This window comes from Bradyrhizobium sp. USDA3516 (genome assembly GCF_057651995.1).
Map to the genome: position 1 here is coordinate 210,715 of NZ_JBYGYN010000007.1, position 11,933 is coordinate 222,647.

Annotated in this window: 14 protein-coding genes and 1 tRNA gene; 7 read left to right on the top strand and 8 right to left on the bottom strand. The window is 64.4% G+C overall.

Annotated elements, in window-relative coordinates:
- Positions 1-336: 336 nt before the first annotated feature.
- Positions 337-423, bottom strand: a tRNA-Leu gene (locus AC24YW_RS22745).
- A 151-nt stretch (positions 424-574) separates the two neighbouring features.
- On the opposite strand from AC24YW_RS22745, the gene AC24YW_RS22750 reads away from it, so the two are divergent.
- On the top strand, positions 575-1,540 hold the full coding sequence (locus AC24YW_RS22750; RefSeq protein WP_487484793.1) for a complex I NDUFA9 subunit family protein: 966 nt from the start codon (positions 575-577) through the stop codon (positions 1,538-1,540).
- Positions 1,541-1,691: 151 nt separating this feature from the next.
- Here AC24YW_RS22750 and AC24YW_RS22755 read toward each other — a convergent pair whose 3' ends face one another.
- The 3 genes from AC24YW_RS22755 to AC24YW_RS22765 form a co-directional block, all read right to left on the bottom strand.
- Positions 1,692-2,432 (bottom strand): SDR family oxidoreductase, encoded by a 741-nt coding sequence (locus AC24YW_RS22755; RefSeq protein ID WP_487484794.1) that lies wholly within the window; start codon positions 2,430-2,432, stop codon positions 1,692-1,694.
- 3 nt (positions 2,433-2,435) lie between these two features.
- Positions 2,436-3,761 carry an FAD-binding protein gene (locus AC24YW_RS22760; protein ID WP_487484795.1) on the bottom strand — a complete coding sequence of 442 codons (1,326 nt, stop codon included), beginning with the start codon at positions 3,759-3,761 and terminating at the stop codon, positions 2,436-2,438.
- Between the two features lie 167 nt (positions 3,762-3,928).
- Positions 3,929-4,735, bottom strand: coding sequence for an undecaprenyl-diphosphate phosphatase (locus AC24YW_RS22765; protein WP_487484796.1), 807 nt, complete (start codon positions 4,733-4,735; stop codon positions 3,929-3,931).
- Between the two features lie 169 nt (positions 4,736-4,904).
- On the opposite strand from AC24YW_RS22765, the gene AC24YW_RS22770 reads away from it, so the two are divergent.
- The 3 genes from AC24YW_RS22770 (at position 4,905) to AC24YW_RS22780 (ending at position 7,686) form a co-directional block, all read left to right on the top strand.
- On the top strand, positions 4,905-5,597 hold the full coding sequence (locus tag AC24YW_RS22770; RefSeq protein ID WP_487484797.1) for a glutathione S-transferase family protein: 693 nt from the start codon (positions 4,905-4,907) through the stop codon (positions 5,595-5,597).
- A 97-nt stretch (positions 5,598-5,694) separates the two neighbouring features.
- Positions 5,695-6,852, top strand: a complete 1,158-nt coding sequence (gene queG, locus AC24YW_RS22775) for a tRNA epoxyqueuosine(34) reductase QueG (protein ID WP_487484798.1) — start codon at positions 5,695-5,697, stop codon at positions 6,850-6,852.
- A 36-nt stretch (positions 6,853-6,888) separates the two neighbouring features.
- Positions 6,889-7,686 (top strand): acyl-CoA thioesterase domain-containing protein, encoded by a 798-nt coding sequence (locus tag AC24YW_RS22780; RefSeq protein ID WP_487484799.1) that lies wholly within the window; start codon positions 6,889-6,891, stop codon positions 7,684-7,686.
- 152 nt (positions 7,687-7,838) lie between these two features.
- Here the strand turns inward: AC24YW_RS22780 and AC24YW_RS22785 are convergent, their stop codons facing one another.
- Together AC24YW_RS22785 and AC24YW_RS22790 are read right to left on the bottom strand one after the other, a co-directional pair.
- Positions 7,839-8,306 (bottom strand): nuclear transport factor 2 family protein, encoded by a 468-nt coding sequence (locus AC24YW_RS22785; RefSeq protein ID WP_487484800.1) that lies wholly within the window; start codon positions 8,304-8,306, stop codon positions 7,839-7,841.
- 148 nt (positions 8,307-8,454) lie between these two features.
- Entirely contained in the window at positions 8,455-9,243 is a 789-nt protein-coding gene (locus tag AC24YW_RS22790; RefSeq protein ID WP_487484801.1) for an alpha/beta hydrolase, read from the bottom strand.
- 250 nt (positions 9,244-9,493) lie between these two features.
- Between AC24YW_RS22790 and infC the strand changes: the two genes are divergently transcribed.
- Positions 9,494-10,033 carry a translation initiation factor IF-3 gene (gene infC, locus AC24YW_RS22795; RefSeq protein ID WP_080134054.1) on the top strand — a complete coding sequence of 180 codons (540 nt, stop codon included), beginning with the start codon at positions 9,494-9,496 and terminating at the stop codon, positions 10,031-10,033.
- 127 nt (positions 10,034-10,160) lie between these two features.
- Here the strand turns inward: infC and AC24YW_RS22800 are convergent, their stop codons facing one another.
- Positions 10,161-10,565: a hypothetical protein gene (locus AC24YW_RS22800; protein ID WP_487484802.1), complete on the bottom strand. Its 405-nt coding sequence runs from the start codon at positions 10,563-10,565 to the stop codon at positions 10,161-10,163.
- A 274-nt stretch (positions 10,566-10,839) separates the two neighbouring features.
- On the opposite strand from AC24YW_RS22800, the gene rpmI reads away from it, so the two are divergent.
- A complete protein-coding gene (rpmI, locus tag AC24YW_RS22805) occupies positions 10,840-11,040 on the top strand; it encodes a 50S ribosomal protein L35 (protein WP_008539890.1) in 201 nt (66 codons plus the stop codon).
- Positions 11,041-11,120: 80 nt separating this feature from the next.
- A complete protein-coding gene (gene rplT / locus AC24YW_RS22810) occupies positions 11,121-11,480 on the top strand; it encodes a 50S ribosomal protein L20 (RefSeq protein ID WP_487484803.1) in 360 nt (119 codons plus the stop codon).
- An 8-nt stretch (positions 11,481-11,488) separates the two neighbouring features.
- Here the strand turns inward: rplT and AC24YW_RS22815 are convergent, their stop codons facing one another.
- Positions 11,489-11,908: a hypothetical protein gene (locus AC24YW_RS22815; protein ID WP_487484804.1), complete on the bottom strand. Its 420-nt coding sequence runs from the start codon at positions 11,906-11,908 to the stop codon at positions 11,489-11,491.
- Between the last annotated feature and the right edge of the window lie 25 nt (positions 11,909-11,933).

Here is an 11,933-nt window from a genome sequence, read left to right on the forward strand (position 1 = left end):
AAAAGGAGAAAGGGCCCAAAGCCGAAAGATCGTGCAGGTCGTTCTAGGCTCCCCGTCACGAACAGCTCCTTCCAAGGGGATCGGAACGAGTCCAGCATGCCAGAAAAAAAGGGCGCTCACATCAAGCGACTGATGCCGATCCATCCGAACGGAGCATCGAGACCAATATCACCGTCGAATGGACCATTGGAAAGTGTGGTGCCAACGATCCCGAACCGTTCTTGAATCGAGGTTTCTCGACCGATTCCGCAATATTGTTGCGCAGAAGCCGACGCTGGGCCGACCGCCCGCGGATCTTCGGCTCTGCGTCTCAAGGGAGCATTCAAAGAGAAAAGATGGTGCCCAGGAAAGGACTCGAACCTTCACGGCCGTTAAGCCACTGGCACCTGAAGCCAGCGCGTCTACCAATTCCACCACCTGGGCATGCCGTTTGGGGCACGGAGGCGGTTACTACGGTTCGGTGACGCCGTTGTCAATTCGTGCGTGAGGCCGGGGTCGGGATGCCGATTGCGCATCGCAAACCGGCCCGATACAAGCCTGACAAGACGCACTCTTTTCCGCAGGAACGGCTCCCATGGCATCGAATCTGGACACGCTCGTCACGGTTTTCGGCGGATCGGGGTTTTTGGGCCGCAGCGTCGTCCGCGCCCTGTGCAAGCGGGATTACCGTATCCGGGTCGCGGTGCGGCGGCCGGAACTCGCCGGATACCTCCAGCCGCTCGGCCGGGTCGGGCAGGTCCACACTGTGCAGGCGAATCTGCGCTATCCGGCCTCGGTCGAGGCGGCGCTGCGTGATTCGCATGTCGTGATCAACCTCGTGGGCGTGCTCACCGAGAGCGGCGGGCAGACTTTCGACGCCGTCCAGGCCAGGGGCGCCGAGACCGTCGCCAAGGCGGCGGCCGCCGCCGGAGCTGAGCTGGTGCATGTCTCGGCGATCGGGGCCGATGCGCAGTCGCCTTCGAGCTATGCCAGGGCCAAGGCGGCCGGCGAAGCCGCGGTCCTGGCCGCAATTCCCTCCGCCACGATCTTCCGCCCCTCCGTGATGTTCGGCCCCGAGGACCAGTTCACCAACCGCTTTGCCGCGCTGGCCCGGATGTCGCCGGTGCTGCCCCTGGTCGGCGGCGAGACGAAGATGCAGCCGGTCTATGTCGGCGACGTCGCCACCGCGATCGCGGATGCGGCCGACGGCAAGGCCAAGGCGGGCGCCACTTACGAGCTCGGCGGGCCGGAAGTGCTGACCATGCGCGAGATCATCGAGGCGATCCTCGAAATCACCGACCGCAAGCGGATGCTGGTGCCGCTGTCGTTCGGCCTCGCCCGCTTCAAGGCCAACTTCCTGCAATTCGCGCCGGGCGCGTTCAAGCTGACGCCGGACCAGGTCACGCTGCTCGAGCGCGACAATGTCGTGTCGGAGGCGGCGAAGGCCGCCGGGCTGACGCTGGAAGGCCTCGGCATCACCGCCGACTCGCTGGAAGCGATCGCCCCGCAATATCTCTGGCGCTTCCGCCCCCAGGGCCAGTTCCAGCGCATGAGCGTGTGAAGCGCCTCTGTATCCGTCGTCATGCCCGGGCTTGACCCGGGCATCCACGTCTCGCTGCAGTCTCGGATGCGCGTGGATGGCCGGGTCAAGCCCGGCCATGACGAGCCGGTGGGACGAACGGCGCGAGGCACACCGACAGCACGGTGAGACCTCAAAACCTCAGCTTCTTGAACACCGCTTCCGGCAGCGTCTTGATGATCAGCATCACGAGGCGCCATTTGCCGCTGACATAGACGATGTCGGTCTTGTTCTCGACGGCGCGAAGGATCGCAGCGCCGACGACGGGGGCATCGACGGTGAGCGGGCCGATCAGCTTCATGCCTTCGGTCATCCTGGTCCGGACGAAGCCGGGCTTGACCGTGACGACGTGGACGCCGCCCCGGCTGGCGCGGGCGCGCAGGCCGGACAGGAAGGCGGAGAAACCGGCCTTGGCCGAGCCATAGACATAGTTGGAGGCACGGCCGCGATCGCCGGCGACCGAGGACACGCCGACCAGCGTGCCGCTGCCGCGGCTCAAGAACCCCTCCGCGAACAGGCCGAGGATCAGCGCCGGGCCCTCGTAATTGGAGCGCATGATCGCGGTGGCGTGAGCGAGATCGCTCTGCGCGCTCTCTTGCACGCCGAGCAGGCCGACGATGGAGATCACGACATCGGGCAGCGCGGGCAGGCCGGCGACGAAGCCCTCGAACGAGGCGGTGTCGAGCACGTCGAATTCGTGGAGACCGACCTCGACATCGTAGCGCGCGCGAAGATCGGCGGCGTCAGGCTCCAGCGCGGCGACGTCGCGGCCGGCGAGCCCCACATCGTATCCGGCTTTGGCAAAGGCGCGCGCCGCGGCGCGGCCGATGTCGGATGAGCCGCCCAGCACCAGTACAGACTTGCGCGACGTCACGGCTTAGACCTCATCGAACAGACGTTGTGACAGCTTGGAGCGGATGTTGCCGGCAGGGTCGAGCGCTTTGCGGATCGCGTTGAAGCGCGGCAGCGCGGGATAGCCGGCTTCGAGCGTCTCCCGCGACTGGCGCGCATCCTTGGCGAGATAAAGCCGGCCACCGGCCGCGACAACGAGACGGTCGATCTCGTCGAGAAAATTCAGGATGTCGCCGCGCACGGGGAAATCCAGCGCCAGCGTGTAGCCGGGCAACGGAAACGACAGGATGCCCTCGCCCTGGCCGAGCTTCTTCAGCACCGCGAGGAAGGAGGCATCGCCGCGCCGTGCGACGCGACCCAGGATCTCGCCGAGCACGTCGCGCGCGCCGTTCTCGGGGATCACGCATTGATGCTGCAGGAAGCCGCGTTTGCCATAGATGCGATTCCAGTCGGCAACGCTGTCGAGCGGAAAGAAATAGGGATAGAGCGAGACCACATGGCTGCCGCCGGCGCGGCGCGCGCCCATGCGGTAGTACAGCTCGTTGAAGGCGCGGATGCCGAAGCGGTTCAGCGTCATCGAGGGCAAATCGATGGGCACGCCTAGACCGGGATCTTTCCCGACGGGAAACGCAGCGGCGCCGGCAGGGAACTCGTCCTTGCCGGCGTGCTCGCCGAGATAGATCAGCGAGCGGCCGAGATCATTGCCGCGCGCGGCGCAATCGATCCACGCCACCGAATAGGTCGCGGTATCGCCTGCATCGAGCGCGCGCATCGCCGCATCGAGATCGGATGCCGAGATCACGCGCTCGCGGATCCAGCCCGTATCGACCTTGCGCAGCCGCAAGGTCGCTTCGAGGATGACCCCGGTCAGGCCCATGCCGCCGATCGTCGCAAGGAACGCATCGGAGTTCTGCTCGCGCGAGGCTTCGATCAATTCGCCGGCGCCCGTGTGCAGCAGGATGCTTTCGACGTAACGGCCGAAGCCGCCTTCACAATGATGGTTCTTGCCGTGCACGTCGGCGGCGATGGCGCCGCCGATCGATACGAAGCGCGTGCCGGGCAGCACGACGGGCAGGAAGCCGCGCGGACCGAACGTGTCGATCAGGTCCGAGAGCAGCACGCCGGCCTCGAGGCGGATGCGGCCGGTCGCCGGATCGAACGACCTGATGCGGTCGAAGCCGGTCATCGTCACGGTCCTGACGGCGCCGATCGCGGCATCGCCATAGGCACGGCCATTGCCGCGCGCGACAGAGCCGGGCACGACGGCGTCGGCAACCGCCGCGAACGCGCGCGGACGCAGCATCTCGGTATCGACGACCGGGAAGCGCCCCCAGCCGCTGACGAGGGTCATGGCTCAGCTCCAGCGCCGGGCACGCCGCCCGGCATGGGAAACTGAGTACCGAGCAAAAGCTTATATTGCGTTGAAAGCGTGAGCCATCCGGGGTCTCGATGCCCACCTCTCCCCAACGGGAAGAGGTGAACCGAGAACCTAGGTCAGCATTATCCGATCGGAGATGCCTACCGTCCCAACGCCAGCGCGATCAGGCCGAGGGTGCCGACGATGACGCGCCACCAGGCGAACAGCACAAAGCCGTGACGGGTGACGTAGGTCAGGAACGTCTTCACCACGATGATCGCGGTGATGAACGACACCACGAAGCCGATCGCGACGATATTGATGTGGTCCATCGTCATCTCGGCGCGGCTCTTGTAGAAATCATAGGCGAACGCGCCGATCATGGTGGGAATCGCCAGAAAGAACGAGAATTCAGCCGCCGCGCGCTTGTCGGCTCCGAGCAGCATCGCGGCGACGATGCTGGCGCCGGAGCGCGACACGCCCGGAATCATCGCCACGCACTGCGCGATGCCGATATAGAGATACATCAGGAGCGGAAACTTGGTGGCGTCGTGCTCGCGCGGCTTGAGCTCGAGCTTGTCCACCCAGAGCAGGATGGCGCCGCCGACGATCAGCGTGAAGCAGATGACCCACGGATTGAACAGCATGAGCTTGATGTATTTGCCGGCGACGAGGCCGACGATCACGGCCGGCAGGAACGCCACCAGCACGCCGATCACGAAACGGCGCGCATAGGCATCGCCCGTGAACAGGCCGATCGCGACGTCCCAGAGCTTCCTGAAATACAGCCCGACGATCGCGAGAATCGCGCCCAGCTGGATCAGAACCGTAAACGAATCCCAGAACGCGCCTTCGCCGAGATGGAAGAAGCGCTCCGCGAGCAGGAGATGGCCGGTTGAGGATACGGGAAGGAACTCGGTCACGCCCTCGATAATGCCGAGGATCACTGCCCGTATTGCGTCTGACATATTTACGGTCCATTTCGGCTGGAAAAGCGGGGCTCTTCTCGCCTATTCGACCCCATGCCGCAATCGCAAAATGCGACATCACGCCCTTGCTTCGCGGTTTTGAAGGGCTAGTGTGGCGCCGCACAAACATTGATGGATTCTTAAGCACCATCAAATAGTCAAAGGCTTCATGTTTACGCTGTTTCATCATCCGTTCTGTCCGCATTCGCGCTTCATCCGCCTGATCGCGGGCGAATACGGGCTCGACCTGAAGCTGATCGAAGAGCGCAGCTGGGAGCGGCGCGAGGCGTTTCTGCTGCTCAATGCGGCCGGCACCACGCCCGTGCTGGTGGACGAGGAGCAGCCGCCAATTCCGGGCGCGGCCATCATCGCCGAATATGTCGACGAGGCCTATGGCGCTGGGATGGGGATCAAGCGCCTGATGCCGGAGACGGCCTTCGAGCGCGTCGAGGTGCGGCGCCTGATGGCATGGTTCAACGAAAAATTCTTCGAGGAGGTCTCGCACCCGCTCGTCACCGAGCGCATCTACAAGCGCTTCATGAGCGAGGAGAACGGCGGCGGGCCGCCTTCGGCCGACGTGATGCGCGCAGCAAAGGCCAATGTGCGCTATCATCTGGCCTATATCGGCTGGCTGGCGCAGACCCGCAATTTCCTCGCCGGCGACCGGCTCACCTACGCGGATCTCGCCGCCGCGGCGCATCTTTCGGCGATCGACTATCTGGGCGACGTGCCATGGAGCGAGGACGACGCAGCAAAGGCGTGGTACGCGCGGGTGAAATCCCGCCCGTCGTTCCGTCCGCTCTTGAGCGAATGGCTGGCCGGCGTGCCGGCGTCGCGGACCTATGTGGACCTGGATTTCTGATGAAGATCGTCATGCCCGCGCTTGTCGCGGGCATCCACGTTCTTTCTCTTCTTGTGAGCGCGACGCAAAGACGTGGATGGCCGGGACAGGCCCGGCCATGACGAGCGTGGATACAACAGCGATCAAATCTCCCGCCGACGTGAATCGGCTGCGTGCTGCACTTGAGGAGCAGGCGCACGCGCTCGGCTTCGACTGCATCGGCGTCACCGCGCCGGGCACGATCGATGCGGCCGGAAAATACTTCCTCGAATTCATCGCCTCGGGCGGCCATGGCGACATGGATTGGCTCGCGAACCAGCCGGAGCGGCGCGTCGATCCGCGCGGGCTGTGGGCCGACGTGCGCAGCGTGATCATGCTCGGCGTCAATTACGGCCCCGATTCCGATCCGTTCGCGGTGCTGAAACAGCGCACGCGCGCGGCAATCTCGGTCTATGCGCAAGGCGACGACTATCACGACCTGATCAAGAAGCGGCTGAAGGCGCTGGCGCGCTGGCTGGTCGCGACCGCGCCGGGCGAGGTGAAGGTGTTCGTCGATACCGCGGCGGTGATGGAGAAGCCCTTGGCGCAGGCCGCGCATCTGGGCTGGCAGGGCAAGCACACCAACCTCGTCTCGCGCGAGTTCGGCTCGTGGCTGTTTCTCGGCGCGATCTACACCACGCTCGATCTGCCGCGCGATGATGCCGAGATCGATCATTGCGGCTCGTGCCGCGCCTGTCTCGACATCTGCCCGACCGCGGCGTTCCCCGCGCCCTACAAGCTCGATGCGCGACGCTGCATCTCCTATCTCACCATCGAGAACAAGGGCCCGATCCCGCACGAGTTTCGCAAAAGCATCGGCAACCGCATCTATGGCTGCGATGATTGCCTTGCCGCCTGCCCCTGGAACAAGTTCGCGCAAGAAGGGCGTGAGGCAAAGCTCGCGGCGCGTGACGAATTGCGCGCGCCTTCGCTGGCTGAGCTGGCGCGGCTGGACGATGCGGCATTCCGTGCACTGTTCACGAAGTCGCCCGTCAAGCGCATTGGCCGCGACCGCTTCTTGCGCAATGTGCTGATCGCGATCGGCAATTCGGGCGAGATCGCGCTGGCTGCGGAGGCGCGGCGATTGCTGGATGACGCAAGCCCGCTGGTGCGCGGCGCGGCGGTGTGGGCGCTGGGGCAGTTGCTGGAGCGGGACGAGTTTGAGGCGATAAGATCCGCCGCTGAGAGCAACGAGCACGACAATAGCGTGCGCCAGGAGTGGCGGGCTGCCTCCTGACTTGATTTCCCCATCCATTCCCGCAATCTCGCGCACATGACAAACATGCCTTTTTTCACCCGCGACGGTGACACATTCCATCCGACGGAAGTCGCGAGCGGCCCGTGGGATCCGAAATCGCTGCACGGGCGCGTGATCGTCGGCCTGCTCGGCTTCGTCATCGAGGAGCGCCATTCCGGGCCCGAATTCGTGCCGGCGCGGCTCACGGTCGACATGTTTCGGCTGCCGACCATCGACAAGCCGATCCACGTGACGACGCGGCTGGTGCGCGACGGCATGCGCATCCGCGTGGTGGAAGCGGAGTTCTTGTCCGGCGGGGTCAGCATGGCGCGCGCCTCGTGCCAGCTGCTGCGCAAGACGCAAAATCCCGATGGCAATGTCTGGTCGCCGCCGAACTGGGACGCACCGAAGCCGGCCGAGATCCCCAAGCCGACCGATCCCAGGCTCGGCATGAACGGCAAATGGGCGACACGCCCGATCGTCGGCCATATGGGCTCGCTCGGGCCGCGGAGATTGTGGATGAGCGAGGTGCGCGAGCTCGTCGCGGGCGCCCCGATGACGCCGTTCGTCCATGTCGCCACCGGCGCCGATTTTGCGAGCCCGTTCGCGAATGCCGGCGACCAGGGGCTCGGCTACATCAACAGCGACGTGACGATCTATCTGCACCGTCTGCCGGTGACGAACTGGATCGGCTTCGAGGTGGTGAACCACCACGCCACCGACGGCGTCGCGATCGGCGAATGCTGGCTCTATGACGAACAGGGTCCGATCGGCACCGCGACCGTGGCCGCGCTGGCCCAGCGCAAGCCGATGGCGAATCCGTCGAAGCGGTAGGAGCGCGCGCCTCTCTCGGTCGTCATTCCGGGGCGCGCCACTTGGCGCGAGCCCGGAATCCATTCCTCCACGATTTCTGCGGCTAGATGGATTCCGGGTTCGCGCTGCGCGCGCCCCGGAAATGACGAGGAGAGAGAACGGTGCCCGGGAGGCTAGGTGAGATGCCGTTGCATTTCCGGCCGCGCCTTCAGCTCGGCACCCTGCTTGGCCGCGATCTTCGCGATCCGCTCCGGGGCAAAGTTCAAATCCACGAACGCCGGCGCGGTGTTGGCGACCTCGTGATAGCTCGCAATGCTGCCGTCCTTCAGCGTCATGATCGCCACGCCCTCGAACATCGCCCGCGCGCCATTCGCTTCCGGCAGCGTCGATTTGTAGCTGAACGTGTAGCGCGCATAGAGCGTGGTGCCGTCGGTGACGGGATCGTGCATGTCCCAGCGGAAATCGGTCGCCGTGCGGTAGAACCAGTCGTCGATCATCGCGGCGATCTTCGCACGGCCGGCGAAGGCGCCGTAGAAGACATCGTGATAGACACCGTCCTCGGTGAACAGCTCGGCAAAGGCTTTGCCGTTGCGCTGCTCGACGGCGTCGCAGAAGGCGCGCAGCATGGCGGTGGTGGTCATTGGCGTTGCTCCTTCCCCGTTCTCCGTCATGCCCCGCGAAGGCGGGGCATCCAGTACGCCGCGGTTTTGCGGTTCAACCACAGCCGTCTCTGGAATACTGGATCGTCCGCCTTCGCGGACGATGACACCAAAGTTTTGGCGCGCAGTTTCACCCGATCTCCGCCACCGCCGCAAGAAGGCGCGCGATGTCCTGCGGGCGTGACAGGCGGTGATCGCCGTCCTGGATCATGGTCAGCACGACGTCGTCGGCCGGCAGGCGATGGGTCAGCGCAAACGCGTGCTGCCAGGGCACATCAGGGTCTTTCGCGCCTTGCAGGATGCGGACGGGGCAGCCGAGATCGATGGCGCTGCCGAGCACGAGGTGGTTGCGTCCCTCCTCGATCAGGTTCCGCGTGATCGGATAGGGCGAGCCGTCGCCGTATTCCGACGGGCGCAGCCAGAAGCCCTTGGTCTCGATCTCCTTCTTCACCGCGGGCGAGAAATTCTTCCACATCAGCTCTTCGGTGAAATCGGGCGCTGGCGCGATCAGCACGAGCCCTGCGAGCGACGCTTTGCCGGCACGCTTCTTGATCTCGCGCGCGAGCAGCAGCGCCATCCAGCCGCCCATGGAGGAGCCGATCAGGATTTGCGGGCCGTCGCAGAAGCGATCGAGCACCGCAACACTGTCCTCGAGCCAGCTGCCGATGGTTCCTTTGGCAAAATCGCCGCTGGATTCGCCGTGGCCGGAATAGTCGAACCGGACGATTGCGCGGCCGCGCTCGTAGGCCCAGGCATCCAGCGCCACGGCCTTGCCACCCTGCATGTCCGACTTGAATCCGCCGAGCCAGACCAGGCCGGGGCCTTTCCCGGGGCGGCGGCGCACCGCGATCCTGCGAGCGGACGGCCCCTCGCCCACATCGATGAACTCAAGCACGGCATCGGGAATTGCGTCAGTCATGGAACGTTTACTCTGGCTGTGCGGTTTCAGCTGTCCGGACCTGTTCCGAAAGCACGACCGGCATCGCTATTGGTCCTTTGGGACGCTTGCGGAACAGAGGCAAGGTGTCTATGTCGGTCAGCGTGCCGAGGGCCGTGACCAAAATGCCTCGCATTTGAGGGTTTTCGCACCTCGCACCAGCGACTTGCTTGCCGGCAAACGCATCTTCCTTCAAAATAGCCGCTTCTTTCACAACTTTGGAGAACCACCCATTCGCCGTCCTAATAAAGCTCCGCCCGCTGCCAGCAAAGACGGGCCGCGCATCAATGATGATATCCGCAATGCGCAGATCCAGCTGATCGACCAGACCGGTGACAACAAAGGCACGGTCGAGACCGTCGTCGCCATCCGCATGGCGCAGGAAGCCGGGATGGATCTGGTCGAGATTTCGCCGAATACCAGCCCTCCCGTCTGCAAGATCATGGATTACGGGAAGTACAAGTATTCCGCCCAGAAGAAAGCCGCGGAAGCCCGCAAGCGGCAGAAGACCGTCGAGATCAAGGAGATCAAGCTCCGCCCGATGATCGACGACCACGATTACGACGTGAAGATGCGCGCGATGCAGCGCTTCTTCGAAGAGGGCGACAAGGTCAAGATCACGCTGCGCTATCGCGGCCGCGAAATGGCGCACCAGGAGATCGGCACCAAGCTGCTCGACAAGATCAAGACCGATGTCGCCGAGCTCGCCAAGGTCGAGCAGGACGCGCGGTTCGAAGGTCGGCAGGTGGTGATGGTGCTGGCGCCGCGCTGACGCGCAACGCTTTGGGACTCGAGAGTTCAACGGCCCGTCCGGATCCCCGGCGGGCCGTTTTGTTGTTCACCTCTCCCGCGGGCGGGTGGGTGGGGGAGCGCACCGCTGTCTTTGCGGTCCGTCGAACTCAAGTCCTCGTCGCCTGCCAGGTGCCGCTGCACCGGTCGCCGGAAATGAGGCCCTTCCACGACCCGGCGCCGTTCACTCCGGCGAGCCGGCCACCGCCGCTGGCGTGAGAGGCGCCGACTGAGACGTAGACGGCGACAGCGCCGGAGCGCTTGACCCGGCCCGAGACCCGGCCGCCGCCGGCGGACGACACGCGGGTGCCCGTCACGGTAAAGGGAACGCTGTAGCCCGAGCTGCAATTGCCGCGGGTGGTGGCGAAGGTGACGTTCCAGACGCCGTCATAGCCGCCGGCGCGGGCGTCGGCAGCCTGTGGCAGCGCAGCCGCGAAAAACACGGCGAGCAGCGCCAGACGGCGCGGGCGAGCGAAATCGGCCAGTGAAACCAAAAATTGCGGAAAATGAGCCATTTTGGACCTGCTTCAGGCGAGAAGGCTTGGACATGAGGGGTGGCAGCGTCCAATAGTCGGCGAGCAGGTTCCGCCGGTTCATCGTTGCCAATTGGCCTGTCCTCTGTCATAAGCCCAGCCTTCATCGCCCGGCTGATTTACGGGCTGCCGTGGCGGTGTCCGTGCGGGTTTCGCGCTTGTTCGTGAAACTTGAGCACAATCAACGCTCTAACGAGCATTTTTGACGGTCCAGCCGCCTTCGCGGGCGAATCTCTGTGGCCATTAGGAGAGCCAAATGCCCAAGCTGAAGACCAAATCGGGCGCTAAAAAGCGCTTCAAGGTGACTGCCACCGGCAAAGTGATGCACGCCCAGCGTGGCAAGCGTCACGGCATGATCAAGCGGACGAAGAAGCAGATCCGTCAGCTCCGCGGCACCCGCGTGCTGTTCAAGACCGACGGCGACAACGTCAAGAAGTACTTCTTGCCGAACGCCTGATCGCGTCCACGATCATTGCCACCTCTGCCGCGCATCCCGCGGCGATCCGATAACCAAAGTCATCTCTGAAGGATTTCGTCATGTCTCGCGTCAAACGCGGTGTGACCGCCCACGCCAAGCACAAGAAGGTCTACAAGGCCGCCAAGGGCTTCTACGGCCGCCGCAAGAACACCATCCGCGCCGCCAAGCCGGCGGTCGAGAAGGCGATGCAATATGCCTTCCGCGACCGCAAGCGTAAGAAGCGGACGTTCCGCGCGCTCTGGATCCAGCGCATCAACGCCGCGGTCCGTCCGTTCGGCCTGACCTACAGCAAGTTTATCGACGGCATGGCCAAGTCCGGGATCACCGTGGACCGCAAGGTGCTGTCGGATCTCGCGATCAGCGAGCCCGCCGCGTTCCAGGCGATCGCCGAGAAGGCCAAGGCTGCGCTCGCCGCCTGAGGCCAGCGCTAGCGGGCCTTTTGGCCCGCAGCCTTCAACGCGCGCTGCGAGTAACGCTCGGCGACCTGCGCCCGGCAAAAGGCTGTGAACGAAAGATACATGGTGCCGGACTTGTTCCGGTACTTGCGATCGCACGCCTGCAACTCGCGCTGATAGCTGAGCTTCTGCGGCGGCTTCAGCTGGTCGCCGAAATCAGCTTCGCATTTCTTCTCGACAACTTCGCCGAACTGCACGTCGCCGCTGGCGCCATATGCGCAGGCCTCGAACAGCTTCATGGCACGGCCGCAGCCAGGCGCCGCATTGAGGACTTCGACGACGTCGTCCATCGACGTCGATTTGGCCGGGCATTCCTCGGCGTCGGCCGTGCCACCCAAGCCACCTTGCAAAACAAGCAGGGCCAGGCCGACCAGCCAGGATCTCGAAAGCATCGCAAAACTCTCCTCGTACGCCCGT